Origin of the sequence: Ornithinibacillus halophilus (assembly GCF_900129485.1) — a bacterium.
In the GTDB taxonomy this organism is placed as follows: domain Bacteria; phylum Bacillota; class Bacilli; order Bacillales; family Amphibacillaceae; genus Ornithinibacillus; species Ornithinibacillus halophilus.
This window is the reverse complement of record NZ_FQVW01000102.1, coordinates 1-1,532: the sequence shown is the minus strand read 5'-3', so window position 1 is coordinate 1,532 and position 1,532 is coordinate 1. Positions and strand designations below refer to the sequence as shown.

The 1,532-nt window shown below is 40.5% G+C and carries 1 protein-coding gene; it reads left to right on the top strand.

The genetic code is table 11. From position 1 onward, the window contains the following. Positions 1-672 precede the first annotated feature (672 nt). Complete coding sequence (upp, locus tag BUB12_RS17360) at positions 673-1,302, top strand: uracil phosphoribosyltransferase (protein WP_072892171.1); 630 nt, start codon at positions 673-675, stop codon at positions 1,300-1,302. Positions 1,303-1,532: the final 230 nt, after the last annotated feature.

Here is a 1,532-nt window from a genome sequence, read left to right as displayed (position 1 = left end):
CGGACAGTCGCTTTCCGCGGGCACGGCCTCAGCCTCCTCGCGGAAAACCACCGCTGTGGGGTCTTCGGTCACGTGCTGTTCTCGCAGGAGTCGACTGCCCTCCGCTCCAATCAACTAGTGATATTGCAGTAGGTCCATAGTTCTTATTGTCTAAGAATACACACTAGCGTAAGAAATACACGTAGACTCCTGCGGGAGCAGAGGCATAGGTGAGACCCCATGATGCGCTTGCGTCTACAAGTAATGCTACGCAGTATGCTTCCTCAGCGCAAGGGTGCTAGGAAGCATAATCAAGTAGTTCCCTGGCTCACCAGCCGCCCGCGGCAAAGAAGACACTGTGAAAGCGACGTAGGAAGCTTGAACAGATGTCGCACTTGTGCTGGAAGTGAAAGCGAAGTGTATTTCCGTAGCGTTGGATAACATGTTAATTAAGAATTTCTTACACATGTACAAAAAATCCGAACATAGTTCGGATTTTTTTATATATAAAATTTCTCATAGTATTACGATTTAAGTCTAAAGGTAAAATAACTCGGAAATTATTTGCAATAAATACCTATATTAACTATAGTGAAAATGGCAAAAATAGAACTAATGCTAATATTTACTTGAAAGCTATAGCGTTTATTAGTACAATTTTAAAGATATAACTAATCCAAAGGAGTGATTAGAATGGGAAATGTTCATGTATTAGACCATCCATTAATTCAGCATAAGTTATCTTACATACGAGATAAAAACACAGGTACGAAAGAATTCCGTGAGCTAGTAGATGAAGTAGCTATGTTGATGGCTTTTGAAATTACACGTAATTTACCATTACAAGAAACGACTATTGAAACACCAGTAATGGAAACAAAAACAAAAGTTCTAGCAGGGAAGAAAATTGGATTAGTTCCAATTCTACGTGCAGGTCTTGGAATGGTTGATGGGATGCTAAAACTAATTCCAGCAGCTAAAGTTGGACATGTCGGTTTGTATCGCGACCCGGAAACATTAAAGCCGGTGGAGTATTACATAAAATTACCTTCTGATATTGAAGAAAGAGAATTGATTGTTATTGATCCAATGTTAGCAACAGGTGGTTCAGCAAACGATGCTATTGATTCATTGAAGAAACGCGGAGCAAAAAATATCCGTTTAATGTGCTTAATTGCAGCACCAGAAGGAGTCGAAGTAATTCAAGAACAACATCCTGATGTTGATATTTATCTAGCTGCCTTAGATGAGAAGCTAGATGAAAAAGCTTATATTGTGCCAGGTCTTGGTGACGCTGGTGACCGTTTATTTGGAACGAAATAAGCTAAACATAAGGAATTTTATTATCCAGTATAAATATAGGACTCTCTACTTGATAGGTAGAGGGTCTTTTTTGTTGAGGACATATATTCCTCGAGCGACCGAGAAGGTCGTGCAATCTAGCAGGTGTGACTCCTACTTGGTAAGATATAGCCAAATCGCCAATACCGAGTCTTGGGCTACCTGCAGTAATGCAGGGTGCTAAGCGTAGACAGGGAGGTAATAGGCCTGAA

Excerpts from the sequence above, each read along its gene's own strand:
- upp (WP_072892171.1), top strand. The coding sequence starts at position 673 with ATGGGAAATGTTCATGTATTAGACCATCCATTAATTCAGCATAAGTTA.